This is a genomic window from Akkermansia sp. GGCC_0220, from assembly GCF_017566105.1.
GTDB classification, from domain to species: Bacteria; Verrucomicrobiota; Verrucomicrobiia; order Verrucomicrobiales; family Akkermansiaceae; genus Akkermansia; species Akkermansia massiliensis.
Genome location: NZ_JABFCI010000009.1, coordinates 41,856 through 65,958, shown reverse-complemented (window position 1 = coordinate 65,958; position 24,103 = coordinate 41,856). Strand labels below are relative to the sequence as shown.

Genomic DNA, 24,103 nt, shown 5'->3' with positions numbered 1-24,103 from the left:
GAGTTGGTTTAGCTACTGCCCGGATTGGTACAGCGGCTTGTTGTCGTACCGGGCGTCGTAAATGGCGAAGGATTCGCGGTGCTGGTTGTGGTCGCCGCGGAAGATCAGCCTTCCGCTGTGCTGGCGTTCCAGTTCCATGAGCAGGCTGGCGTCTTCATTCTTGAAGCGGGAGAGCACCTCCGAGTTTACGACGATGACCATGTCCCCGATGGTTTCCCTGTATTTCTGGATGCAGGCGTAGATCTGCCGCTGGATTTCCACGCTCATGGTCATCACGGATTTGACGCGGCCCCGGCCTCCGCAGTACGGGCACGGGTCATGAACGGATTCCCGGAGGCTTTCATTGAGCCGCTGGCGGGTCATTTCCATCAGGCCGATGGGGGTGATCTGCAGTACCTGGGTCTTGGCCTTGTCGCGCTTCAGGCGGTCCTTCATGGCTTTGTACACGGCCTGCTGGTCCTTCCTGTGGCGCATGTCGATGAAGTCCACCACCACCAGGCCGCCGATGTTGCGCAGGCGGAGCTGTCTGGCGATTTCATAGGCGGCTTCCAGGTTGGTGTCCAGAATGGTCTTGTCCAGATCCTTGGTGCCCTTGTTGCGCCCGGTGTTCACGTCAATGGCGATCAGGGCTTCCGTCTCGTCAATCACCAGGTAGCCGCCGCAGGGCAGGAGCACCTGGCGCTGGAAGGCTTCGTTGATTTGTTTTTCAATCCCCAGTTCTTCAAAAATGGGCGTGCGCACGGGGAAGTGCTGGATGTGGCGCTTGGCGCGACGGGAGATTTTTCCCGCAATGGAGCGCATGTGCTCCGTAGTTTCCGCGTCGTCGCAGATGATGTTGTCCACGGTGTCCGTCAGGAAGTCCCGTGCCGTGCGTTCGATCAGGTCGGGTTCCCGGTACACGCAGACGGGGGCGGGGTTGGCCTCCTTTTTTTCCTCCACGCCGTACCATTGCTCCAGCAGCATGGCGAGGTCGCGGACAAAGTGGCGGTAGCGCTGTCCCTGGGCCACCGTGCGCATGATGATGCCCATGCCGTCCGGCACGTTCAGCTTCTGCATGATCTGGCGCAGGCGCAGGCGTTCCTTGGGGTCTTCAATCTTGCGGGAGATGCCGAACTGGTCCGTGAAGGGCATCAGGACCAGGTAGCGTCCCGCCAGGGAGACGTTTGTGGTGACGCGGGGGCCCTTGGTGCCGATCGGGCCCTTGGTGACCTGCACCATGATTTCGGAGCCGATGGGGTAGATGTCCGGAATGTCCTTGGACGTGATTTTGCGCTGCTGCTTCTTTGGCCGTCCTTCGCGTTCGATTTCTTCCAGGCTGGAGTCCAGCGCGGCGGGCAGAGCGTCCCAGAAGTGGAGGAAGGCGTTCTTTTCCTGGCCGATGTCCACGAACATGGCCTTGAGGCCCGGTTCGATGTTTTTGACGCGGCCCTTGAAGATGCCGCCTACGATGTTGTCTTCGCCTTCGCGCTCGATGGTGTATTCTTCCAGTACGCCGTTTTCCAGAAGGGCTACGCGGCGTTCGAGTTTCTCGGCATTGATGATGATGGTGGAGCCTTCCATGGGATCACAGGATCCGAAGCCGAAGGCTCGTTTAATTTTTTTAAGCATTTTTGTAAACACGGGGTGTGAATAAGCTAGGGTGTGCTATTGCCCGCAATGTTCCCGGAGGGCCGCCTCCCGGCAGGAGCGGCTGGATTTCAAGCTGTGGAGATGGCCGGAAAGGAATCATGCAGGCAGATGCGTTGATGTGATGCGGCAGTACGGCAGGCGCAAGGCCGGAGCGCTGGCTCCGGAGGTTCCGTCTTCAGTCTTCCGCGTCAGTAACATTAGTGAAGAAGTCCAGTTCCTGAAGGGCTTTTCCGGTACCTTCCGCAACGGCGCTGAGCGGGTCTTCCGCAATGTGGATGGGCAGGCCGGTCTGCTCATGAAGGAGCTGGTCCAGTCCGCGCAGCAGGGCGCCTCCGCCGGCTAGGACGATCCCCCGGTCCACGAGGTCGGCGGCCAGTTCGGGGGGGCAGCGTTCCAAAGTCGTCCGCACGGCGTCAACAATTGTGTTGAGTTGTTCCGTGAGCGCTTCGCGCACTTCTTCTGATCGGATTGTCACTGTCTTGGGCAGGCCCGCGACCAGGTCGCGGCCCTTGACCTCGATAGAGAGTTCCTGGGGCAGGGGATAGGCGGAGCCGATGCGGATTTTAATGTCCTCGGCGGTGCGTTCCCCGACCATAAGATTGTAGGTTCTCCTCATGTAGGAGATAATGGCGTCATCCAGCTCGTCCCCGGCGCAGCGGACGGAACGGCTGTAAACGATGCCGGAGAGGGAAATAAGTGCCACTTCCGTGGTGCCCCCGCCGATGTCCACGATCATGTTGCCGGCGGCTTCCTGGACTGGAAGGCCCACGCCGATGGCGGCGGCCATCGGCTCCTCAATCAGGTGCACGCGGCGCGCTCCCGCCGCTTCCGCGGATTCCTTGACGGCCCTGCGTTCCACTTCCGTAATGCCGGAGGGAATGGCGATGAGCACGCGCGGCTTGATCAGGTAATACCTGGCCGTGGCTTTTTTAATGAAGTAACGGAGCATTTCCTCCGTGATGTAGAAGTCGGCGATGACGCCGTCCTTCAGCGGCCGGATGGCCGTGACGGAGCCGGGGGTGCGGCCCAGCATTCGCTTGGCTTCGTCCCCCACGGCCAGAACCTTGTCTCCCTTGACGGCGACGACCGAGGGCTCTCGCAGAACGATGCCCTGGTCCTTGACGTTGACCAGCGTGTTGGCGGTGCCCAGGTCAATGCCAATGTCATAGGAGAAAAGTTTGACAATTTTCTGAAAGAAAGATGACATAAAAAACTAGTGGATAAAGGCGTAGCCCTGAAACAGCCGGGGGAGGAACGCCACACTTTTTCCTTTTCACGGGACTGAAAGCCTGGCACCCGGACCGGGGCTGCGGGATAATCCCGTACAGGACGAATCGACTATGAAAAAACATGCCTTCCAGGTCAAGCGGAAGATGCGGGATGACATATGTATTTGCATTATCAGCAAGGATGTACTATATGAATGAAAGATGGCGGCAGTGTTTCCCCGTATATCCAAATTACATTCACCTATTCCATTTATGAAAGTCACTACTATCCTGACGGCGGCGGCATGCCTGGCTGGTTCTTTCTCTCTTTATGCGGACCCGGCTGCGGACAGGGAAGAAGCTGCGTCATCCACGGGAGCCTATTCCGTAGCGGGAGCCCTCCGCCTGCCTGAAAATACGACCAAGAGGGATGTCTACGGCATGAACGTGGGCTGGAAGCTGTTCAAGGGCAAAAATGCCCCGGAAGGAGTGAACAGTCCGGACTTTAATGATTCTTCCTGGGAATCCGTGAATCTTCCCAACGGCATTGAGCTTCTTCCGGAGGAGGCCAGCGGCTGCTCCAATTACCAGGGGCCGGTGTGGTACCGGAAGACGTTCACGGCCCCGGAGAAGCTGAAAGGCAGGAGGAACACCCTGTATTTTGAAGGCATCATGGGGAAGAGCGAGGTTTGGGTGAACGGGGAGAAGGCCGCGGAGCATTTCGGGGGTTATCTTCCCGTCATCGTGAATCTGGACAAGTGGCTGAAGCCGGGCCAGAAGAACGTGATCGTCGTGAAGGCGGACAATTCCAACGACGGGTCCTATCCTCCCGGCAAGCCCCAGGAAAGCCTGGATTTCGCCTACTTCGGAGGCATTTACCGTGACGTTTACCTGATTTCCACCGGTCCCGTCTATATCACGGACCCGAACGAGGCCGGAACCGTTGCCGGCGGCGGAGTTTTCTTCCGGACGGAATCCCTTGACCCCCGTACCCGCAAAGGCAGGGTGGGAGTGAAGGTGCAGGTGGCCAACGATACGGACAAGGAACAGAAGGTGCGCGTGCAGGCGCTGATGACGGACCCCAAGGGCGTGGACCCCGTCGGAGAGACCGCCCCGCTGGTCATTCCGCCCCATTCCACGGGTGAAGTGGATATTCCCCTGGTGATCTCCAATGTAAAGCCGTGGTCGCCGGATGATCCCAACCTGTACACCCTGAGCGTAGAGGTATGGAACGCCGCCGGAGGGAACAATGCCAAGAATCCGGCCCATCTGCTGGACAACCGCTCCATGAGGGTGGGCGTCCGGACCGTGGAGATTACGGAAAAGGGGCTGGTGCTGAATGGCTCCCTGTTCCCTGAAAAGCTGATTGGCGGCAACAGGCACCAGGATTTCGCCCGGCTGGGGAATGCAGTTCCCAACAACTTGCAATGGCAGGACGCCGTGAAGCTGAGGAAGGCCGGCATGCGTGTAATCCGGAGCGCCCATTATCCGCAGGATCCGGCCTTCATGGACGCCTGCGACCGCCTGGGCCTTTTCGTCATCGTCGCTACGCCGGGCTGGCAGTTCTGGGGCAAGGGGCCTTTTGCGGACCGGGTTTATGACGACATCCGCCAGATGGTGCGCCGGGACAGGAACCATCCCTCCGTGATGATGTGGGAGCCCATTTTGAACGAGACCCATTACCCGGCGGATTTCGCCAAGAAGGCCCGCGACCTGGTGCATGAGGAATACCCGTATAAGGGCTGTTACACCGCTTGCGACGCGGTGGCCCAGGGCAATCAGCATTATGAGGTGCTGTACGCCCACCCGGCCACGGGGGACAAGCACTGGTCCATCAAGGAACGGAAGGACAACAAGCCGTATTTTACCCGTGAATTCGGGGATAACGTGGATACCTGGTCCGCCCATAACTCCACCTCCCGCGCGGCGCGCCACTGGGGCGAAGTCCCCATGATGGTGCAGGCCCTCCATTACCTCAAGACCTCGTTCCCGTACACTACGTATGATACCCTGAACGCCGCTTCGGCCTACCACTTCGGCGGCTGCCTGTGGCACCCCTTCGACCACCAGCGCGGCTATCATCCGGACCCTTTCTACGGCGGCATTCTGGATGCCTTCCGCCAGCCCAAGACCTCCTATTACGCCTTCATGTCCCAGCGGCCCCAGAAGACGCGCAATGAGCTCGGCTCCGGTCCCGTGGTGTACATAGCCAACGAATGCACGCCTTTTTCTCCGGAAGACGTGACGGTGTTTTCCAACTGTGATTCCGTTCGCCTGAGCGTCAACGGAGGCGCGCCGGTGGAAAAGAAGGTGGCTTCCTACCCCAACGGCCTCAAGCGCGTTCCCGTCGTGTTCCCGAAGGCCTGGGATTTCATGGAAAACAAGAAGCTCGCCCGCGCCGGCAAGGAAGGGGCGGTGAAGCTGGTGGCGGAAGGCCTGATTGGCGGCAAGGTGGTGACCAGGCATGAAGTGCGGCCCTCCCGGAGGGCGGAAAAAATCCGCCTGAGCCTGGACCGTGAGGAAGGCGTGGAGCTGTGCGCCAACGGTTCCGACGTGTTTGCGGTGGTGGCGGAAGTCACGGACAGCCGTGGAACGGTGAAGCGCCTGAATGATGAAGAGCTTGTCTTTTCTGTGGAAGGTCCTGCCGAATTGCTGACGGATTCACCGGACGGCACCCTGACCCAGCCCGTCAAGTGGGGCTCCGCTCCGGCGCTGGTGCGCCTGGGCGCCAAGCCCGAAACAGTGACGGTGAGGGCCTCCGTGAAGCATCCCGGCTCTCAGAAACCCGTTTCCGGCGTCTTGAAGTTTGACACGAAGGCTTCCGGGCTGAACATGCTCTTCACGGAAGATGCCGTAGGCAAGGCGAAGAAGGGGGCGGCTGCGCCGTCTTCCGCAGAGGCGCCTGCTTCCGAACGGGAAAAATCCCTCCAGACGGAGCTGGAAAAGGTGCGCCATGAGCTTAACAAGCTGCGCAACGACAAGGTGAGCGCCCAGCAAACCCACTTTGAATAACCGGACTCCCCGCCATGCTGAGAGAAAAGATCATCCGTTTCTGCCTGCTCCTGCTCCGGCTGGGGATGGGGGGCTTTTTTCTCTTTGTGGCGGGGCGCAAGCTGTTCCACCTGGACCAGCTCCAGGCGACTATTGACCGGTTCGCCATTTTCCCGGAGGCCTGGGGACATCCCCTGGCCTGCCTGGGCGTGGCGTGCGAGATCGTGGTGGGTCTGGGACTCCTCTTCCGCCGGACCTGCGCCGGCGCCGCGCTGCTGGGCAGTGCGCTGACGTTCACGTTTGTAGCCCTCTTTGTGCAGGGCTGGATCAGGGGGCTTGCCCTTTCCTGCAACTGCATCGGCGTGGAAAGGGAAGTGACCAGCTATCCCTTTGAAGTGGCGTGGAGGCTGGGGCTGTTCCTGCTGATGCTGGTGATCCTGTGGAACTCCTGCCGCAAGGGGAAGACATACTTCAATGTGACCCGGCTGGATTTCAGCGAAATGTGACCGATAGAAAAGGGCGTGCGGCCGTTTTCAGGCCTGGAACGTTTCTCTGGGAATACATTCCGGGGAGAAGGATTTCCAGGGGCCGGAAGTCCCTTGCTCCCTGGAGGCAGTTTCGCGTGCACGCCGCCGCATTCATATATGCTTGGAGAACAGGCTCCCTTTCCCGGAATGAAGATTTGATCCGTTCATTCTTCAGATTTACTCACCCTGCGGGCTTCAAGCTGCGCTTTCCGACCTGCCGGTTTGTCCGGTTTCCCGGCCTTCATAGCCTCATTTTACCAATGAACGCCGCCTTTCGTCCAATCGGGTTTTCACCGTTTCTTGAGACCGGTGTTCGTCGTGGAAAATTTCCTTGCAGGGGCAGGGAGGCAGGGTATCGTCCGGAGGGATGGAGAAGCCTGAAGCCCGCAGGAAGGAGGAACCCGCAGGCCGGCGCATCACCCTCCGCTTGTTCTCCGGCGCGAACCCTGTGCACATGCCCTGGCTGCCGCCAAAAGAAGGCGCACCTTTCCCGGGCGCCTTTGCCGCCGTACTGTCTTACAGCTTGTGGCCGAAGGTATCTTCCGGCTTCAGGGATTTGATCAGTTCCAGCAGGAGCTTGATCGTGTTTTCCACGTCCGTAAGGGCGGCCGTTTCCACCGGGGAATGCATGTAGCGCAGGGGCAGGGATACCAGAGCGGAGGCCACGCCGTTGCGGGAAACGTAAATGCTGTCCGTGTCCGTTCCGGTGCGGCGTCCGGCGGCTTCGTGCTGGAGCGGGATTTTGTTCTTGTCAGCCACGATTTCCAGGCGCGCCACCAGGTTGGGGTGGTTGGCCGTGCCGTGGATGACCGCGGGACCGCCGCCCAGCTTGATGTCTCCGAATTTGCCCTTGTCCAGTCCGGGGGAGTCCGTGGCATGCGTCACGTCAATGCAGATGGCCGCGTCCGGACGCAGGCGGTGGGTGATCATTCCCGCGCCGATGCAGCCCACTTCTTCCTGGACGGCGTTGACGAGCATCACGTTCCAGGCGAGGGGCTTTTTCAGCTTGCACAGTTTCCTTGCTATTTCCGACAGGACGAAACCGCTCAGGCGGTTGTCCAGGGCGCGGCATACCAGCTTGCTTTCATTCATCAGCATGGGGCCGTCGCAATAGACGCCCACATGGCCCACGCGCAACCCGAGTTCCGCCACCTCCTTGTCGGAGGATGCACCTACGTCAACGTAGATTTCCCAGATTTTAGGTTCCTTTTCCCCGGGTTCCCGCAGGTGGATGGCCGTGTTTCCGGTTACGCCCGTCACTTCCCCCTGGGAGCCCAGGAAGCGCACGCGGCGTCCGCGGGCGATGGCCGTATCCGTGCCGCCCACGCGCTCCACGTAAAGGAAGCCGTCCTTGGTGATATGGCGGATCATGAAGCCGATTTCATCCGCATGGGCTTCAATCATGAGCGTGGGAGCGTTTTCCGCTTCCGCGTGGAAGGTGGCCCAGGTGTTGCCGTAGGTGTCGCACTGGACGTCTTCCGTGTACTTGCGCAGCTCGTCCGCCCAGATTCGCTGGGCGTCTATTTCAAAGCCGGAGGGGCTGGGAGTTTCCAGAAGTTCCGTTAAAAATTCAAGACTGTCGTCGCTGATCTTCATGGCTTTTGTATAGCACCGTTCCCGTATCCGCTCAACAGGAAAGCATGGCTGCCGGCGGGGAGATGTTCCGGGAGGGGGATGAAAAAGCCCCGCCTGCACGGGATGCGGGCGGAGCCGGGAAATGGTTTCAGCCGGGGCTAGGCCTGCTTGACCGGAGAAAGCCCTTCCAGGACGTTCTGCTTGTCCATGATATAGCCGGTGTCCGGATCATGGTACTGCGTGGAGTAAACGGATGTTCTGGCGCTCCCGTACGGGTCCGTTTCCTTCGCGACGGGAAGACGGTTGCTCAGGGAGGGGAAGCACTGCTCCACCAGTTCAAAGGTGGTGACGGGCTCCGGCACCAGGTTGACGGAGAAGATTCCGCATTCCCATGCCTTTTCCACATCCCTGACCAGGCGGTTCATGGGATAGAGCTGGTGGCGTTCCAGCAGGGCCGCTTCCAGTTCTTCCGTTCCTTCCGGGGCGGCGGCCAGCAGATCCGCCACGCTCATGTCCGCTCCCGTTCCGGTGACTTCCGGAAGGTAGACGTTCAGCACGCGTCCGAACCGGAGGTTGATGAAGGCTTTCATTTCCACCAGCGCGGCAAGCCATTCATCTTCCGGTTCGCGGAGCAGGGGGGAATGTTCATTGCCCGTTTCCGGCTGGGTGTCAATGCAGGTAACGTAGGTTACCCGTTCCGCCTTCACCTCATGCAGGAGGTCGATCAGGGTTTTAACCTGCGCCAGAAAAGGGGCCATGTTCTGCCGGATGGCCCTGCGCCCTTCCCGGAGGGAGGGGCAGATGATCACGGCCTGCCCGAATTCCTTGCCGCGCAGCAGGGACAGATTGGTTTCATCAATCAGGTAGTCGAAGTACCGTTTTGAGGACCAGAAGGCGCCGAGGGCGCAGGAGGAACCGATGAGTGCCGTGTCTGTCATGGGGAGGTGCGGAGGTTGGGCGGTTGAGTGGGATGGTGCCGTTATTTCAGGGCGTCAAAGGCGGATTTGAAGAGGAAGTATCCCCAGCCCCAGTCTTCATTGCCGGCCCAGTCCTTGTCATAGTGGTGGCGGGGCAGCAGGAAGCGTTCCGGGTGGGGCATCAGGCCCATGGCGCGGCCGGTGGAATCCTGGAGGCCCGCGATGCTGCATTCACAGCCGTCGCGGTTGTCCACGTACTGGAGAGCCACATTTCCGGCAGCCAGGTATTTTTCCGCATCTCCGGGGCGGGTGACCAGGCGGCCTTCCGCGTGGGCGGAGGGCAGCTCGAATTCATCCGGAAGGCCCTGGAGGAAGGGTGAGTTTTTAGCTACCTTCACCAGCTTGGCCCAGACGCATTCAAAACGTTCCTTCTTGTTGTCAATCAGGCTGGAATCCGGCAGAATCCCCAGCTTGGTGAGTATCTGGAAGCCGTTGCAGATGCCCAGGAGCAGGCCGCCTCCGGCATGGTGCCGGTGCAGGGCGTCTCCCAGGAAGCGTTCCGTTTCCAGCTGGGCCAGGCGGCCGCTGGTGACGTAGTCCCCGTAGCTGAAGCCGCCGCCGAGGACGACGAGCTGGGATTTGGCGACGTGTTCCGGCGTGGCCGTGGCGATGGGCTGGATCTGGGTGGAGAAGCCGGCCGCGCGCAGGGCGCGTTCCGTTTCCGCGTCACAGTTGGTGCCGGGGTATTTCAGTAAAAGTGCGTGAGGCATATTGGTAGAAATGAATCGTTGGTATGGTTAGGTCCCGGTTTTTGGAAATCAATAATAAGGGGTGAGCCCGTCTTTCCAGAGCTTCTTGAGTTTGGCTACGTCGCAGTCCAGCACCTTTTCCCCGCCGCAGCAGGTGGCGGTGAGGCGCTTTTCCTTCGTGACGCTACCGATGCAGGCGCAGGGGAAGCCGGCCATGGCCGCTTCAAAGTCCGCGGCGAATTCCGGGTCCACTTCCACCAGGATGCGGCCCGTGCTTTCACTGAACAGGGGGACTGCCGGGGATTTCCATCCGTTGACGGTCGGCGCCTTCGTGAGGTCCAGCCGTACGCCGCCCTTGCCGGAGAAGGCCATTTCCGCCGCCGTGACGGCCAGGCCGCCTTCGGAGACGTCGTGGGCGGAGAGCACCAGGCCGGAAGTCAGGGCGTTGTAATAGGCCTTGTACAGTTCCATGTTTGCTGCACAGTCCGTTTGGGGGACCTTGCCGTCTTCCACGCCGTGGGTGCGTGCGAAAACGGAGCCGCCCATCTCGTCTTCCGTGTGGCCGATGAGGTACAGCAGGCTGTCGTTCCGCCGCAGGGAGGAGCCGATAACATGGTCCGGACTTTCCACCACGCCGAAGCCGGAGCAGAGGAAGGTGACGGGCACGTTGATGGGGCCGTCTTCCGTTTCAAAGTAGTTGTAGAAGGAGTCCTTGCCGGAGATGAAGGGGGCGTTGTACGCGTCCGCCGCTCTGGCGATGGCCTTCACGCATTCCACCAGGCGGCCGAGTTCCGCCGGGTCTTCCGGGTTGCCCATGCAGAAGTTGTCCAGCAGGCCGATCTTGTCCGGGTTGGAGCCTACCAGGATGAGCTGGCGCACGCATTCGTCCACGGTGCCGGTGCCCATGGCGTAGGGGTCCGTCTTGCCCCATTCCGGAAGAATGGCGCAGGCCATGGCCATGCACTTGTCCGAGCCGTCGATGTCCACCACGGAGCCGTCCTGCGGGGCGTCCGCCTGTGCGCCCGCCAGGGGCTTCAGAATGGTGTTGCCCTGCACTTCATGGTCGTATTCCCGGATGATGGGTTCGCGGGAGACGATGGCGAAGTCTCCCATGACGGTTTCCAGGGATTTGTTCAGGTCCTTGTCCGGGAGGGGCAGGCCCGTGAGGCCCTTGCCGGGGGTGAAGACGGATTCCAGCTTCTTGATGGGGGCGTCATGCAGCTTGGAGTTGTCCAGGCAGCAGACGAGTTCCCCCTTGTGCCAGACTTTCAGGATGCCCGTATCGTCGGAATGGCCCAGGACGGTCAGCTCCGTCTGGAAGGTGTCCGCCAGCTTCTGGAGCTCCGGCAGGTCTTTTTCCTCCACGGCCAGGACCATGCGTTCCTGGGATTCCGACAGGAAGATTTCCCAGGAGATGAGGCCCGGTTCCTTAAGGGGTGCGTTGTCCAGGAAGATTTCCCCGCCCGTGACGGAGAGCATTTCACCGGCGGCGGAAGAGAAGCCGCCCGCGCCGCAGTCCGTGATGAAGACGATGAGGCCGCGTTCGCGCGCTTCCAGAATAAAGTCCAGCGTTTTCTTTTCCTCAATCGGGTTGCCGATCTGCACGGCGGTGAAGTCCTCTTCGTGGGAGGCTTCGTCCAGCGCGGCGGAGGAGAAAGTGGCCCCCTTGAGGCCATCGCGTCCCGTGCGTCCGCCGATGACGATCACCTTGAGGCCGGGGCGCATTTCCTTCAGGATGTCCCCGCGGGGAATCACGCCGGCGGTTCCGCAGAAGACGAGGGGGTTGTAAATGTACGTGGGGTCAAACTGGATGGCGCCGTTCACGGTGGGAATGCCCATGCGGTTGCCGTAGTCGCGCACGCCGCGCACCACGCCGCGCATGATGCCCAGGGGGTGGATGACGTCCGGAGCGGTGATGTCCGCCGGGTCCGTATCCGGAGCGCCGAAGCAGAAGACGTCCAGGGAGGCGATGGGCTTGGCGCCCTTGCCTGCGCCCAGAATGTCGCGGATGACGCCGCCCAGCCCGGTGTTGGCCCCGGCATAGGGTTCAATGGCGGAGGGGTGGTTGTGCGTTTCCGCCTTCAGGCAGACGGCCAGCTTGTCGTCCAGGGCGATGAAGCCGGCGTTGTCGTCAAACGCGCTGAGCACGAAGCCCGGCTTGCGTTCCATGATCTTTTCGGAAGGCTTCTTGATGTAGGTCTTGAAGAGGCTGTCCACGGTTTCCGGCGCGCCTCCGTTGACGCTGTGGCTGATGGAGGCGGAGAAGATGCGGTGCTTGCAGTGTTCCGACCAGGTCTGGGCGATCACTTCCAGCTCCACGTCAGTGGGGTCGCGGTCGATTTCGCGGAAAATCTGCTGGACGACTTCCATGTCCTCGCGGGACAGGGAAAGCTTCTGCTTTTTGCTGAGTTCAAGCAGTTCGTCGCTGCTCAGGTCCCTCACGGGAACGGTGCGGTAGGTTTTGGCGGACATGTGGATGGGGAAGGAGAGGGGTTAGGCGATGGTCCAGTTGTGAATGGCGGGGTTGCAGACGTCCTTGGCAAAGCGCGCCGCCAGGGCTTCCTTGTCCCCCTGGCCGAAGACGTACACGCGCTGGGTGATTTTCAGGCCGTCCAGGGTAAAGCCCATGTTCTGGCGGCCGCGGTAGTTTTGCAGGATGGCTTCCTTTTCCAGGTCCAGGGCGCCGGCCTTCATGCCGTAGTCAATCGTGAACAGGGAGTCTTTCAGGATGGGGGCGGCCTGTTCCGTGCATTCCTGGGAGATGGGGTCCACCAGTACACTCAGGAGATATTCGCGGGCTTTTTGTTCGTCCCCGCTGATTTCTACGGTGTAAACGCGGCTGCGGCGGAAGGTGAGGCCGGCATTCAGGGGAGTGTAGAGCAGGGCGTCCGCGTTGGCGGCGGCCTGGAACCGGCTGATAACTTCAAAGTGGAGGGTCATATCGCTCAAGAATGTTGGTAAAATGAAAAATGGGGGCCGGTCGGACAACCGGCTCCCATGAAAGGGGAAAGGGCTCAGGCCTTGTTCTGGAGCCGGGAGAGGACTTCCTCGTAGGCTTCCATCACGTTGCCCAGGTCCTGGCGGAAGCGGTCCTTGTCCATCTTCTCGCCGGTCTTGATGTCCCACAGGCGGCAGGTGTCCGGGGAAATCTCGTCAGCCAGCACGATCTGGGAGGGATCTTCCGCCAGACGGCCGAATTCAATCTTGAAGTCCACCAGCGTCAGTCCGACCTGCTTGAAGAAGTCGATCAGCACGTCGTTTACGATGCGGGCCTGGTCCTTCAGGAAGGCGCATTCCTCTTCCGTGGCGGCGTTCAGTTCACGGGCGTAGTCGTCATTGATGAAGGGGTCGCCCAGGTCGTCGTCCTTGTAGGAGAACTCCACGATGGGCTTCTTGAAGGGGGTGCCTTCCTTGACGCCCATGCGGCGGCTGAAGGAGCCGGCGGCGATGTTGCGCACGATCACTTCCAGGGGAAGGATGGAAACCTTTTTCACGTCGATGTTGATGTCGTCCACGTCGGCGACCAGGTGGGTCTTCACACCCTTGCTTTCCAGCATGCGGTAAATGACCAGGGTGATGGCCTTGTTCATCCTGCCCTTGTTTTCAAACTGGGCCTTCTTGGCTCCGTTTCCGGCGGTGGCGTCGTCCTTGTATTCCATGCGGAGGACGTTGGGATTGTCAGTCGTATAAAGGCGTTTGGCCTTCCCTTCGTAAATAGGTTCCATGATACGTGTTGCGCAGGGTTGAATGCGTGCGGAGATGTTACGCCAGACGTTCCGCACGGTCAAGCCGCAACTGGACGAAGGAAGGGGGTGCCTCCGCACGCCCTTGCGGCTATCCCATGGGGAAGGAATTGACAAGGGCCATCCAACCGGGCAAACCCGGTTTTCCGGTCTCTGGACTCGGGTCTTTTCCGGAGAGCCACGGAGGTGAATGTCTGAAATCCGGCACAAACCGGCGGCCATTATTCTCCTGAATGAAAAAAGCATAATCAACTTGCCACCTGTTTCCGCGGATGTTAGGAAGATGATTGATGTTCAAACTGGCTGCATGTTTCTGGACGGCTCTCGCTCTCACACTTCCGTCCCGGGCGGAGGACACCTGCCATTCCGATGTTGAAAGTTGGAGTACTCTAAGATGCCCGGTTCAGTATTTTGCCGTGGAATCCCAGAACAGCCGCTATTGGACGACCCTTTTTCCGGACAATCCGCCCTTTGCCTATGCGTGCCTGTACCTTCCTTCGTTTGACCGTGAATTCGGCTTTTATCTGGACGGGAACGAACTGTGCTGGGCCAGAGCCATCGGGCCATGCAGCATGCAGATGCTGTCCCAGTTTCCGGTGGCGGATTTCCGGAGTTCCGGGATGAAACAGGCTGCCGTGCTGCTGACCTGCTTGCACTTTCCCGTTTTAGGGAATCTTTTGGAGGGATGGGACTGTGTTGCCGATACCGTAACGGAAGAAGACCCTTTTGCCGGGCGTAAAAGAAATATGGTTCTGAATTTCCTCCAATTCCGGGAATATCGTGAGCTCTCTGCCGCCTGGGTGGAGGCCGTGGTCAATCCTGTTCTTTACAGTCGCTTATTTGTTAAAAGAGGCCGGACGGCATTAAACCCTGCCGTAGCGGCTGAACTTCGCAAAACGTGGGATGAAGCGGTCACTCGCAGAACTTTCCCCATGGACCTGTACCGCCAGTACGTGACCGGGTGCGACGGGAATTACTGCTACTTCCGCGGGGAGTCCGGCGCTATGGCGGAAGACCTGTGCCGGGGAGAAGGCAGGATGAGGCCGGCCATGAGGTTTCTGGCCTGGGGATTGGCAGACATGGCCATGATGGATGATTTGACCCCGGCAGGGGAGCAATGGGTGATGAAGCAGTGCGCCGCCGTCCGGAAGTATGCCGCAGAAGCGGGTGACGAGCCGCCTCCCATGGTGTCCAGTGAATGGGTGGAGGGATTCAGTAAACGGGTTTGGAAACGAATGGAGCAGGAGGAGGCCGCCCGGGAACGGGAAAAAAGCATGCGCGGGGAGTTTGCAGCTGCGGAAGAGGAGCCGGAAGAAAAAGCGCCCTCCCCGTATTCGGGAGAAAAATATGTCCGTGGGTTCCGGGAGCGTTTTCTGAAGCCTTTGGGAACAAATCCCCTTTGGAAGGATTTGTTCCCGGCGGGGACGGAGGGGAAGCCCGCCGTGTGCTGTTTGCTTCCCGGGCGCGGCATCTGCGGTTTTTATCTGGATGGCCCCCTCATGGGGCGTGCGGAATCCCAGTCACATCATCCCTGGGAGGTTTATGACAGCTGGTTTTTTCACCGGGTACCGGAAAGGGTGCTATTCCCTTATGAGGGCATTCCGGATGCGGAGGGGGATTGTGAAGCCAGGGTGAAGAGGGAGTGGCTCATCGTCGGGAGGGAGATAGGCGGCATGATGGAAGGGCTGCTCACCGGGATTGCCAGGGGGGAGCTGGTGTCCGGAAAAGGGAGAACGGCTCATCACGTGGACGATACCGGCTTTTGCATCGTGCGCGGGGCTGACGGAACGGAGAGGATCATGTCTGCCGCTGATGCTGATTTGGGAACCGTGGTGGAGCTGATGGATTTATTGTATGCCATGGACCTGCTGTTTACTTGCGATGAGGATTATTTGAAGGGAATTGTTGAGAAGCGGGCCGTGCTCCAGGGAAGAACGCCGGAGGAAGGGGCGCGGGAATATCGCCGTGAAAGCGGCCTGTGGAGCAGCAGGGGAGGCCGGGCCTGGTGGTTTTAGTCCGGGACCGGGGTGGCTGTTCCCTGCGCCTTCTCCGGAAACGTCCGGGCTATGGCCCCGCCGCGGAAGGCCCGGAGATGAATTGCCTTTATTAACTTGCCCATGGTATTCTACTGGTTTAAAAAATACTGATGTTCAAACTGCTGCTCTGCTTCTGGATGACTTTTTCGCTGGTTCCTTTTCCATCGGCGGCAGATGAGGAGGTAGAAGAAGGAATGACTCTCATTTACCCGGCCCAATATTTCGCATGCGCCTGGGAAGAGGCCTATTGGGGTGACGCCGGCGTTTATTGGGAAATGCTTTTCCCGGAAAATCCCCCCTTTACGTATGCCTGCATTTACCTGGGGTCCTTTGACCAGGAGTTCGGTTTTTATCTGGACGGAACGCTGATGGTCCGGGCTTCTTCCCTGAATTTGAATCCTGCCCAGATGTATTGCAATTGGTTTTTTGAAGGAACCCCTGAAAGGCGCCTTATTCCTTATGAAGGCGAACCATTCTGGATGGATGCCGGGGGCGTGGGCCGGGATTATTCACCCAGGGTGAAACGGGAGTGGATGGATATGGGGAAGGGTTTGTCCCGGCTGATCATCCGGGTCCTGGACCATGCCGCTTCCGGGGAGATTGCCGCCGGGAAGGCGGCGGGGGATTCAGACCCGGATTCCCTGGACATGGTGATCATCCGCGGGACGGACGGAAAAAACAGGATACTGATGCCGCAGGACGAGGGGTTTGAAACCGTGGAGAAGCTGCTGGAGTGTGCGTACAGCGCATACCAGGACGAAAGCGTGAAGGACAGTGCGGGGTATATCATGAAGCATTACGATGTGTTGCGGGGGAAGACTCCGCCGGCGGGAGGGTGCCCCCGCAAAGAGTGCTTTGGAATCAATGGGAGCCGTTTTGACTGGTAGGCGGAAGGGGTTCAGGCAGCCCTTGATGCACTGGCCGTGTGCCTCTACGGGAATTTAGTCTTGATACCGGTAGGGGTGCGCGTATCATGCGCTTTAGTATGCACGCCGACTTGGAGAAATTATTGTCTCTGGGGAAAATCACCCCCTCTCTCGCTGAAAAACTTGATCGCATCGCACCTGGCCGTTACTGCTTCCATACTACCTGGGGCGCCGGCAAAGTCATTTCCTGGAACCTGGCCGCCAAAAAGCTGGTTATTGATTTTGAGGAAAATCCGGAACACGAAGTTGCCTTGGAATTTGCTCCAAAAATTTTGGAGTTCCTCCATGATGACCATTTCCTGGCCAGGCGTTATGAAGATACCGAATCCCTGATCAACCTGTCCGTGGACGATCCGGTGGAACTGGTGCGCGTCACCTTGCAGGGCTACGGCAATTCCCTTACCCCGGAAAAGCTGGAAGCCGCGCTGAAAGGCACCGTGATTGCCGCGGACAAATGGAAGAACTGGTGGGACAAGGTGCGCGCCATGCTCCGTTCCAACGTCCAGTTCATGATGCCTACCCGCAAGGGAGAGCGCATCACGCTCCGCACGAATATTCTTTCCCGCGCCCAGGCCGCCCTGGAGGATTACAACAAGGCCGCGGACCTGAAAGCCAAGGTGCGCGTGCTGGACGGCATCAAGATGGAAACGGTCATGACGGAGCCGGACGCCGTCAACGCCCTGGTTCAGGCGGTGGACGCCGACGTGCGCAACGGCGGAAGCCTGGCTCTTCAGCAGGTGCTGGAGCTGGCCGTGCTCCGGGACGACCTGATCGCCGCCGTGAAGAACACGGAAGCGGCCCAGGCCGCCTACCCCCTCCGCTCCATCGTGGAAGCCAATATCGGCGATGTGGAACGCTTCGCGGAAGTGCTCAATTCCATGCCCGCCGTGCGCCAGAAGCGCGTGTACGTTACGCTGCCCGCCGTCTTTGGAGAAGAGTGGACGCAGAAGGCGCTGGAGCTGTTTGACGCGAGCGGTGCCCGCGCCGTGGGAGAGATTGCCAAGTTCCTGATAGAGGAAGGGCATGACAAGGCCCTGGTCAAGCATTTGAAGCATGAACTGCTGCGCCAGACTCTTCCGGCTGAATCCCTCATCTGGATATGCCGCCAGCGGCATGACGCCTCCAAGCCCCTCTTCGGCCTTCCCGTCGGCATTGCGATGCTTTCCCTGATTGAACAGGACCACATGGACGGCGGCCCCAACCGCATGCTGCGCTTGAAAAACCTGTTTATGGAGGACAAGAACATCATCCAGGAAATGATCAAGGGGCAGGACGTGGCGGAAGTGCGCCAGTTCGCCAAGATGCTGTACAATACCTCCGCCTTCTCCGAACAGGACCGCGGTGCGCTGATGGCCCGCGTGATCAGCGTGTTCCCTGACCTGCACGCCATCGTGCTGGACGCCCTGGTGGATACCTCCGACAAGCCGGAACCGATTTTCGTTTCCTGGGACAGCCTGGAAGCCCGCAAGAAGGAGCTGGAAGAACTGGTGAATGTGAAGATTCCGGAAAACCTGCACAACAAGAAGATTTCCCGTGCGGAGGGAGACCTCCGTGAAAACGGCGGCTACCAGGATGCCAAGGAAGTGGAAAAGGTGCTCAACCGCCGCCGTTCCGAACTGGAGCATGCGCTGGCGCTGGCCCGCGGCACGGACTTTGCCGTGACGGATACCTCCAAGGCCGCCATGGGGATGAAGGTGACTCTCCAGCCCCTGACCGGAGGGGATGCCGTGGTGTACACCATTCTGGGCGCGTGGGATACGAATCCGGAAAAGCACATTGTCTCCTATCTTTCCCAGGTCGGCAAGGAGCTGACGGGCAGGAGCGTGGGAGACCAGGTGAAGATCGTGCCGATGGACGGCGACAAGAAGAAAGTGTTCACCATTACGAAGATTGAAGCCGCTTTTTAATTTTTAAGAGAGTTGCTTTCCCTTTTGACTAAGGCCTTTAAAAAGGCTCCCCATCCTGAAAGGAGGGGAGCCTTTTTGTTGTTCATGGAAAAACTTTCCATTGTTTCACGGATTTAGAATCCGTTATGAATGTTAGAAGAAAATCTGAAAAAATATACTGCGCATCTCATTGAAAATAAGCCGTTTTATTTTTTGTGCCTTGAAAAATGAATCTTTGCCGGAGAGATTGTCCAGCCCATTCAAACAATAGTCTGTTTGATTAAGGTATTCATACTAATGAAATAATAATCCGAACTCTGGTCTTTTTTGTTGACCACGGATTCTAAATTCGTTATTTGTCAAGAAATGGAAGCGGTGTTTCATCATTTCCAATCACATATCCCATTGACACCATGAAGAAAACATTATTCATTCTGGCAACTATGGTTGCGGCGGCGGTGGCGGCCGAAGCCTCCACCGTTCTGATCTCGTTCGGGATCAATTCAGGCAATGGCACCGCCGTTGTGGACGGCACGTATCTGGGAGAACCCGGACAGAAAGTGAACAAGATTTCCACGGGACAGAGTAATTCCTATACTTCCGGAACCTTGGTCACTACGGGGGGAGGAAGCACCGGAATCACCCTGACGACGGGAGGACTCTGCTGCGGAGGTCCCGGCGCCATGACCGATGCCGCTGCCAAAGGGTCCGCCCTGGGCCAGGACAACAAGTTTTACGATGTTTTCGGCCAGGATATGACTATCGGCAATCCGATGGGGGGCGCGATCAATCCGATAGGCTCCGCGAACGGCAATTTCACGATGTCCCTGAACAACCTGTCCGCCGGCACCTACACGCTGACCATGCTGGTGGGACGCGGAAACAACTATGGTGCGGGCAACACTTCTTCCTTCAGCCTTGACGGCGCCGGAATCTCCAACATTTCCGCCAGCCTGGACGATTACTCCACCGGGTCCGGCGCTACGCTGAACGGCGCCACCGTCACGGGCAACACGCATACCGGAGACTGGATGCTGATTACTTACACGTTTGACGTGGCGGCGGATGGCACCCGGCTTGATATCCAGTCCCAGGGAGGTACCGGCAACATCAATGCCCTGGCGCTGACCTCCGTTCCTGAACCGGCCACGGCCAGCCTCGGACTGCTGGGCCTGGGCGTTCTGCTGATGCGCCGCAGGCGCGCGTAACGTTTGTTCTTCATGCAGGCGCCGGCCGTTCGCGAAAGGAACAGTCGGCGCCTTCCTGTTTACGGAAGAGGAAATCACCATGAGAAAGCTGAATTGGTGCGGATGGGTTCCGGCTGTGCTGGCCGCCTGCTCCCTGGCGCATGCGGAAGAAATAGGGATAGGAGTGCTGAACGGAACTGCGGCCACGGAGGCGGCGTTCCGGCAGGCGGAGCCCGGAACCCTGGCGGAGGAAGGAAAAACATGGAATTTCATCAAGCCCGCGGCGAATGCCGCCACGACCGTTTCCACCTTGAAAACTGCGGCGGGAGTGTCCACGGAAGCCTCCTGCGCCATCAATCCGGGTTATTGCGCCAGCAACGGCATTTTTGCGTCGGGCAGGAACCGTGATTATTTGCTCATGGATTCCTGGGCCGGTATCCGGGGAACGGAAAACGTCGTGATTTCCCGGCTTCCCGATTCCATGGCGGAATACTGCCATGTGGAAATTTACGGGGATTGCAATGACTCGGACCGGGACATGCTTTATACGGTTAACGGCCTCACCGGCACCATCCAGGACCGCGGCACGTTTTCCGGCGCGTTTCAGGAAGGAGTCAACAGGCTGACGCTGAAGTATGTGCCGGTCACTGGAGGAACGATTACCATTACGGGCAACGGGGCCTCCCAGACGCGTTCCGCCATCAATGCGGTCCGCCTGACGGCTCCTTCTCCCGGCATCGTGACTTTTACGGCGACTCCTTCAGAGATCATGGAAGATTCAACCTCCGGAGCCGTCCTGAGCTGGAAAACCTGGAAGTGCGGAGCAGTCACGCTGAGCACCAGGGACGGCCGGGATATTCCGGCCACTACGGAAGACGGCACGGGTTCCGTCACGGTAAAGCCTGACGCCACCACGACCTACATTCTCAGCGCCGCCTGTGAGGACGGAACCGTTTCCAAGGAAGAAGTGACGGTGACCGTCAGGAAGCAGGAACCGGAAATCCTTCTCTTTGAATCCGACAAAAAGAGGGTTGCTCCCGGCAGTGATGAGAAGGCCACTCTGACATGGAGCACGGTGAAAGCGGAAAGCCTTGCCCTGACCGCCAATGGCGCGGAGATTCCCATCACCAGCACGGCGGGGGCCGGCAGCGTTCAGGTGTCTCCCGCGGAGACGACCCAGTACACGCTGACGCTGACCGCGGCGGACGGCACGGAGAAGAGCAAGTCCCTGATTATTTCCGTGCTGGCGGAGAACACGCCCAACGTCCTGGTGTTTCTGGTGGACGACATGGGCTGGCAGGATACGTCCGTGCCATTTTATTACAAGGACGGCCAGCCCGTCGTTACGGAGCTGAACGCCTTTTATAAAACGCCCTCCATGGAAAGGCTGGCGGCGCAGGGGATGAAGTTCACGAATGCCTATTCGTGCCCTTTGTGTTCTCCGGGCCGCACGTCCCTGATGACGGGCAAGACCTCCGCCCGTCACCGGGTCACCAACTGGACGGCCGTGAATGCCCCCACGCTGAATGAATACAGCGGCGGTCTTCCCCACATCCGTGCTCCCCAGTGGAACATGGCAGGGATGAGCCAGCAGGAAATTCCTCTCCCCCGCGTGCTGAAGGATGCCGGCTACCGGACCATCACGGTGGGAAAGGCCCACTTCGCCCCGTCCAACCAGCTTTATTCCAATCCAGCCAACCTGGGATTTGACGTCAACATAGCCGGCTGCTCCGCCGGACAGCCCGCCTCCTACCGGGGAGAGGATCAGTTCGGCTCCGGGAACACCCATGTTCCTGACCTGGAGGAATATTACGGAACCACTGCGGCGGAAGACAGGAAGAGGAATTTCCTGACAAATGCCCTGACGCTGGAGATGAAGAAGCAGATCAAGGCCGCCGTGGATGAGAATGCGCCTTTCTTCGCGTACATGACCCATTACGCCGTCCACCAGCGGCACGACCAGCCGGACCCCAACGGGGACTACGATACTTATCCCTCGGGCACGTCCTTTGAACCGGGAGTTTCCATCGGCGGCAATCTCCGCAATTTCGGCACCCTGATCGGCGGCATGGACAAATCCCTGGGGGATCTGATGGATTACCTCAAGGAACTGGGCGTGGCCAACAGGACGCTGGTCATTTTCATGTCCGACAACGGCGGAGACGCTCCCATCCAGCAGAGCTATAGCGGAGATATTCCATGGCTTGAGAAAATCAGCGCCGTAGCTCCTCTGAGAGGGCGCAAAGGCAGCCGTTACGAAGGGGGAACGCGCATCCCGATGATCGTGGGCTGGGCGGAGGTCGATTCCTCCAGCCCCATCCAGCAGGAATATCCCATTCCGCAGAATTCCGTGAACCATGACATCGTGGCGATTTGGGACATTTATCCCACCATTCTGAATATGCTGAAGCTGAAGGTTCCGGTGGGCCATCAGGTGGACGGGGAGGACATCAGTCCCTATTTCCGGGGGGATTCTTCCTTCCACCGCACCCAGAAGATATTCCAGCATTTCCCGCACCACCATTCCTACGCCAATTTCTATTCCACCTGCCGGAAAGGAGACTGGAAGGTCATTTACAATTACATGGACCAGTACGCCCATACGGATTTGTATTCCGGCAACGGCTACAGGACCGCGGGCCGCTTCCCGTGGCAGCTTTTCAATCTGAAAGACGACATCGGAGAGAGCAATGACCTGGCCCAGGACCCGGCGCAGCAGGAACGCCTGATGCGCATGGCGCGCTCCCTGATCCGGGAACTCCGTCAGGCGGATGCGCAATATCCCGTCCTCACCAGGAACGGCCAGGCGGTGGGGACGGCCTACATCCGCATGCCTGATTTCCCGGACGTGGATTCCGACGGCGACGGCGTTCCCGACCTTGTGGAGGACGCCAACGGCAACGGCGTCATCGATCCCGGTGAAACGGACCCGGATGATGCTTCCTCCTTCGTTCCCATCCGGCAATAAACTTTTCACCAACTGGACAAGACTCATGAAGAAAACACGTTGTTTTTCCGTTCTTCCCGGTCGTCTGCGTCTTCTCAGGATTGGCCTTGGGTCCGCCGCCTTCCTCTCCGGGGCCCTTCTGCTGGCGGATGTGCTGGTCAATGCCGGCGGCGGCTCCAGCAATGCGGACAAGACGGGCAACGGCGGCGGCATATTGGATTACGGGCAGGTCACTTTTTCCGGCTCCGCCTCCTATGAAAATAACACGGTGCGCGGCTTCTCCCAGGGCGGAGCGGTTTACGCAGGTTCCGTAGTCCAGCAGGCCGCCGTTTCCTTTACCGGCAACAGGGCGGAGGGCGGCAGCGGCGGCGCGCTCTACAGCCGCGGGAACGTGCAGGTAGCGGCGGGTTCCTCCTTTTCCGGCAACGCGGCGGCCCACAACGGGGGCGCCCTGTGCCTGGATGCCAATGACGGGGAGGAGGAGCGCACCGTGAACGTGGAAGGCGGCTGTTCCTTTACCGGAAACAGCGCCGGAAACCTGGGGGGCGCCGTTTACGTTTCCGGCGGCAGCGCGGAGGCTCCCACCGTGCTCAACCTCCGGTCCACGGATTCCACCCGCCCCGTTTCCTTCAGCGGCAATTTCCGGGGGCGTTCCGCGGGAGCCTCCACGGGCGGCGTGCCCAATTCCATCACGGTCATGGGCCATGTGCGCCTGGTGATGCATGCGGACCCGGATTGCCTGGTCAGCATGGAAGACCCTCTTTATTCCTTCGCCGGGTATTCCTCCACCTCCAGCTTGAGAAAGACGGGGGAAGGAACGCTGGGCTTAGGCGGCATTTCCTTGTGCCATTTTCCGGTGAGCGTGGAAGGCGGAACGGTGCGGCTCGGCACGAACGCCGGCGTGCGCGGAATGACGCGGCTGGACGTGGCCGCAGGGGCATGCCTGTCCTTCTCTCTCCCCCGGAACCCTAGCCAGGAGGCCAAGTGGAGCGCGGAGGGGCCAGTGTCTCTGGATAGCACGGCGGAAATCCGCGTGGCTCTCCCTGTCATGGCCGGGAAGGAACAGGAACAGAGCTGGAAGCTGGTGGAAGGGACCACTCTTTCCATGGCGGCTCTTCCCTCCGTTTCCTATGACGCCGCCAGTGCGGAAGCCTGGAAGAGTGAGGGTTCTTTTTCCCTGAAACAGGAGAATACGGCGGGAAAAAGCGCCCTGGTGCTCGCTTGGACGCGTACGCCTTCCCCGTATGACCAATGGAAGAAGGACCATTTTGCCGACGGAACGCCGGAGGACCAGACTGTCCCGGACGCCTGTCCCGCGGGCGACGGCATCACCAACCTGATGAAGTATGCCGCGGGGCTGGACCCGAACAAGCCCTGCGGAAGCGTCACGAGGCTGGCGGTCAGGGAGGAAAACGGGGAATGCCGCCTGGTGCTGGAATGGCCGGTGAATACGGCGGCCACGGACGTGACGTTCAGCGTGGAAAGCACGGAAGACCTGGTTACCTGGAGGGAGGAAGCGACGGTCGAGCCATCCGGAGACCGTGCCGAATACCTTGATTCCATAGTGATTGACGGCAACGCGCCGACGCGGCGGTTCCTGAGGCTGAAGGTGTCGCGGGAATAAGGTGAAGGCTGTCCATTTTTTATCCTGAACCGCCTGGTGAGTGGATCCAGAGGATGAATGATGCCGGCCTTCCTTTCCGGGATGCCGGAGGCACAATCCCCGCGGCATGTGGAAATAGCCGGGTTTAATGGGTTGGCCAGTTCATATTCATACGGAGA

At 59.4% G+C, this 24,103-nt stretch carries 16 protein-coding genes; 8 read left to right on the top strand and 8 right to left on the bottom strand.

Translation table 11 applies throughout. The annotated features are described in order from the left end of the window. Window positions 1-12: 12 nt before the first annotated feature. Both HJW02_RS08025 and HJW02_RS08020 read right to left on the bottom strand, forming a co-directional pair. On the bottom strand, window positions 13-1,608 hold the full coding sequence (locus tag HJW02_RS08025) for an Rne/Rng family ribonuclease (RefSeq protein ID WP_022397588.1): 1,596 nt from the start codon (window positions 1,606-1,608) through the stop codon (window positions 13-15). 196 nt (window positions 1,609-1,804) lie between these two features. After that, complete coding sequence (locus HJW02_RS08020) at window positions 1,805-2,836, bottom strand: rod shape-determining protein (RefSeq protein WP_012419593.1); 1,032 nt, start codon at window positions 2,834-2,836, stop codon at window positions 1,805-1,807. 274 nt (window positions 2,837-3,110) lie between these two features. On the opposite strand from HJW02_RS08020, the gene HJW02_RS08015 reads away from it, so the two are divergent. Continuing rightward, a complete protein-coding gene (locus tag HJW02_RS08015) occupies window positions 3,111-5,849 on the top strand; it encodes a glycoside hydrolase family 2 TIM barrel-domain containing protein (RefSeq protein ID WP_156340767.1) in 2,739 nt (912 codons plus the stop codon). 14 nt (window positions 5,850-5,863) lie between these two features. Beyond that, entirely contained in the window at window positions 5,864-6,334 is a 471-nt protein-coding gene (locus tag HJW02_RS08010; RefSeq protein ID WP_022397585.1) for a MauE/DoxX family redox-associated membrane protein, read from the top strand. Between the two features lie 537 nt (window positions 6,335-6,871). Here HJW02_RS08010 and HJW02_RS08005 read toward each other — a convergent pair. The 6 genes from HJW02_RS08005 to purC all read right to left on the bottom strand — a co-directional run bounded on the left by HJW02_RS08005 (window position 6,872) and on the right by purC (window position 13,321). After that, a complete protein-coding gene (locus tag HJW02_RS08005) occupies window positions 6,872-7,951 on the bottom strand; it encodes a M42 family metallopeptidase (RefSeq protein ID WP_022397584.1) in 1,080 nt (359 codons plus the stop codon). A 137-nt stretch (window positions 7,952-8,088) separates the two neighbouring features. Beyond that, window positions 8,089-8,868, bottom strand: coding sequence for a hypothetical protein (locus tag HJW02_RS08000; RefSeq protein ID WP_022397583.1), 780 nt, complete (start codon window positions 8,866-8,868; stop codon window positions 8,089-8,091). A 41-nt stretch (window positions 8,869-8,909) separates the two neighbouring features. Then, window positions 8,910-9,617: a phosphoribosylformylglycinamidine synthase subunit PurQ gene (locus HJW02_RS07995; protein ID WP_022397582.1), complete on the bottom strand. Its 708-nt coding sequence runs from the start codon at window positions 9,615-9,617 to the stop codon at window positions 8,910-8,912. A 48-nt stretch (window positions 9,618-9,665) separates the two neighbouring features. Then, window positions 9,666-12,068 carry a phosphoribosylformylglycinamidine synthase subunit PurL gene (purL, locus tag HJW02_RS07990; protein ID WP_102722859.1) on the bottom strand — a complete coding sequence of 801 codons (2,403 nt, stop codon included), beginning with the start codon at window positions 12,066-12,068 and terminating at the stop codon, window positions 9,666-9,668. A gap of 21 nt (window positions 12,069-12,089) precedes the next feature. Beyond that, window positions 12,090-12,545, bottom strand: a complete 456-nt coding sequence (locus HJW02_RS07985) for a hypothetical protein (RefSeq protein WP_146017848.1) — start codon at window positions 12,543-12,545, stop codon at window positions 12,090-12,092. A gap of 65 nt (window positions 12,546-12,610) precedes the next feature. Then, window positions 12,611-13,321: a phosphoribosylaminoimidazolesuccinocarboxamide synthase gene (purC, locus tag HJW02_RS07980; protein WP_022397579.1), complete on the bottom strand. Its 711-nt coding sequence runs from the start codon at window positions 13,319-13,321 to the stop codon at window positions 12,611-12,613. 434 nt (window positions 13,322-13,755) lie between these two features. Here purC and HJW02_RS07975 point away from each other — a divergent pair, with 434 nt between their 5' ends. The 6 genes from HJW02_RS07975 to HJW02_RS07950 all read left to right on the top strand — a co-directional run bounded on the left by HJW02_RS07975 (window position 13,756) and on the right by HJW02_RS07950 (window position 23,945). Continuing rightward, the gene (locus HJW02_RS07975) at window positions 13,756-15,354 is read left to right on the top strand and encodes a hypothetical protein (protein WP_102722860.1); all 1,599 of its coding nucleotides are present in this window, start codon (window positions 13,756-13,758) and stop codon (window positions 15,352-15,354) included. Between the two features lie 215 nt (window positions 15,355-15,569). After that, a complete protein-coding gene (locus HJW02_RS07970; RefSeq protein WP_146018260.1) occupies window positions 15,570-16,262 on the top strand; it encodes a hypothetical protein in 693 nt (230 codons plus the stop codon). 110 nt (window positions 16,263-16,372) lie between these two features. Then, window positions 16,373-18,208, top strand: coding sequence for a GreA/GreB family elongation factor (locus HJW02_RS07965; RefSeq protein WP_180971099.1), 1,836 nt, complete (start codon window positions 16,373-16,375; stop codon window positions 18,206-18,208). Window positions 18,209-18,600: 392 nt separating this feature from the next. Continuing rightward, the gene (locus tag HJW02_RS07960) at window positions 18,601-19,395 is read left to right on the top strand and encodes a PEP-CTERM sorting domain-containing protein (RefSeq protein ID WP_102722677.1); all 795 of its coding nucleotides are present in this window, start codon (window positions 18,601-18,603) and stop codon (window positions 19,393-19,395) included. A gap of 79 nt (window positions 19,396-19,474) precedes the next feature. Beyond that, window positions 19,475-22,342 carry a sulfatase-like hydrolase/transferase gene (locus tag HJW02_RS07955; protein ID WP_102722678.1) on the top strand — a complete coding sequence of 956 codons (2,868 nt, stop codon included), beginning with the start codon at window positions 19,475-19,477 and terminating at the stop codon, window positions 22,340-22,342. A gap of 25 nt (window positions 22,343-22,367) precedes the next feature. Next, a complete protein-coding gene (locus HJW02_RS07950) occupies window positions 22,368-23,945 on the top strand; it encodes a hypothetical protein (RefSeq protein ID WP_180971098.1) in 1,578 nt (525 codons plus the stop codon). Window positions 23,946-24,103: the final 158 nt, after the last annotated feature.